A 2,314-nucleotide genomic window follows, 5' to 3' on the forward strand; every position below is an offset into this window, starting at 1 on the left:
ACCCACATTCCGCACCCCCAACTGGCACATAGGGGGATTGAGGGAGTAAAAGTGAATCATCCAAGACAAAAATGAGTAGAAATACTCAACCTCGGTCACTCAGCATTACCCAGTAGTCCATTCTGAAAAATTGACGTGAGAGCGTGAGTCCTATCTGATGTTAGTTAAAATTGCGATCGGTAAAAACCAAGTTTATTACCTCACAGTGACCGGATAGATCACGAAAATGCGTTAATTACGATCGCCAGCAGTCAGCAATCATCACCAAAAATAGTGTAAACTGGCGATCGCGATCGACGCTCAAATCAGGATTCAGCAGCCCATGCAGAAAGCATCTGAGATGAAAGTAGAAAACCTAGATCATCTGGGCTTGATAGCCGGTCTAATTGATGAAATAGGAATTGTTCCAAAAATCAATGAATTAGTCGGCGAACAACCGGGCGAGATAGTCAGTCCCGGCCTGGTAGTCAAAGCCATGATTATCAATGGATTAGGGATGGTTTCCGCCCCACTATACTTATTCTCTAAATTTTTTGAAGGGAAAGCAATAGAACATTTACTTGGGTCAGGGATTCAAGCATCGCATCTCAATGATGACCGTTTAGGCAGAGTATTAGATAAATTATATTTGTCAGGAATCACCAATATATTCACAACCATTGCCCTAGAAGCAGCTCAAAAATTTGAGATAAATACCGACACATCTCACCTCGACTCAAGTTCATTTCATCTACATGGCAAATATGAACAAGAATTGACATCAGTATGTTTTTCTAGCAGAGAAACAGATAGCAATCAGTTAGATAATTCATCAATCAACCATCAAACATCCCCAATACCAATTCAGATTACCTACGGCTACTCTCGCGACCATCGTCCCGACTTAAAACAGTTTATTTTAGACCTAATTTGTACTGGAGATGGAGATGTACCACTATTTTTACGAGCAGCTTCGGGAAACGAATCAGATAATTCCATATTCGCCTCAATTTGTCAAGACTTTAAAAAACAGTTAAACCTCGACACTTTAATGGTAGCTGACAGTGCATTATATACCGCTCCCAATTTAGAAATGTTAACCAATTTAAAATGGTTAACTCGTGTACCGCTGAGCCTTAAACAAGCGCAGCAACTGGTATCTCAGCTAAATGAATCAGAATTTCATCAAAGTTCAGTGACGGGATATAGTTGGTCAGAACACAAAAGTAATTATGGTGGAATTGAACAAAGATGGTTAGTAGTAGAGAGCAGTTTACGTCGTGATGCTGACCGACGTAAATTAGAAAAAAATCTCAAAAAAGCTGAAGTTGAGGCTCAGAAAAAGTTGCGAGAGTTATCAAATATTGAATTTGCTTGTTCAGCCGATGCCTCAGCAGCAGCAAGTCGTTTATCCAAACAACTAAAATATCATAATTTAACTCAAATTAGCAGCAGAGAAGCGACAGCAAAACCAGCTACTAATTCGACCATTTCTCATGATAATTCTAGTTCTAGCTCGACCTTTAAAGTTGAAGCCCAACTGGAATTAGATGCTAGCGTGATAGCTAAAGAAACCAAAGCTAGTGGCAGATTTATCTTAGCTACAAATGTGCTGGATGCATCACAATTAAATCCTGATGAAATGATTGTGAAATATAAGGAACAGCAGTCGGCAGAGAGAGGGTTTGGGTTCCTGAAAGACCCGCTATTTTTTACGGATAGCGTGTTTCTGAAGTCGCCAGAAAGAATCGAGGCTTTAACTTTGGTAATGGGTTTGTGTTTGTTGGTTTATACTTTGGGTCAAAGGTTACTCCGGCAAAACTTGCAGCTTACTAATAAAACCGTAAAAAATCAATTGGGCAAAGGAACCAATCGACCTACTTTGCGCTGGATATTCCAAAGTTTTCAATCGATTCATGCCGTTTGTATTCAAGGGATTCAACAAGTTTCTAATTTGACATCCGAACGGTTGGCGATATTAAATTTGTTTCCAGTCACCTGTCGGTCTTATTATTTCTTGTTGTGAAATGAAGTCGATTATTGATTGATAAAACTGACTTACATTTAAGTAATTGTAGGTGCAGCAGTGATGTATTATTGTCATAATGCTGGCGATATATGCTGGAAATTAATAGTTGTTAATGGTCTGATTTTTGACGTTTTCTGGGTTAAGAAGATTTAATTCATGCCCTCATGTCAATTTTTAGGAATGGACAAGTGGGTGATGCGATCGTTGCACAATTTTTTGGGTGTTTTTACTCACTATTATCTCGGATGATTCACTTTTAACCCCTCAATCCGCCTATGTGCCAGTTGGGGGTGCGGAATGTGGGAT

General features: G+C 39.4%; 1 protein-coding gene. It reads left to right on the forward strand.

Going from position 1 to position 2,314, the window contains the following annotated elements; translation table 11 throughout:
- The first annotated feature begins 322 nt into the window (after window positions 1–322).
- A complete protein-coding gene (locus tag QUA56_RS36360; RefSeq protein ID WP_333368843.1) occupies window positions 323–2,005 on the forward strand; it encodes an IS1634 family transposase in 1,683 nt (560 codons plus the stop codon).
- Window positions 2,006–2,314 lie beyond the last annotated feature (309 nt).

The organism is Microcoleus sp. N3A4, from assembly GCF_036701805.1.
Taxonomy (GTDB): domain Bacteria; phylum Cyanobacteriota; class Cyanobacteriia; order Cyanobacteriales; family Microcoleaceae; genus Microcoleus.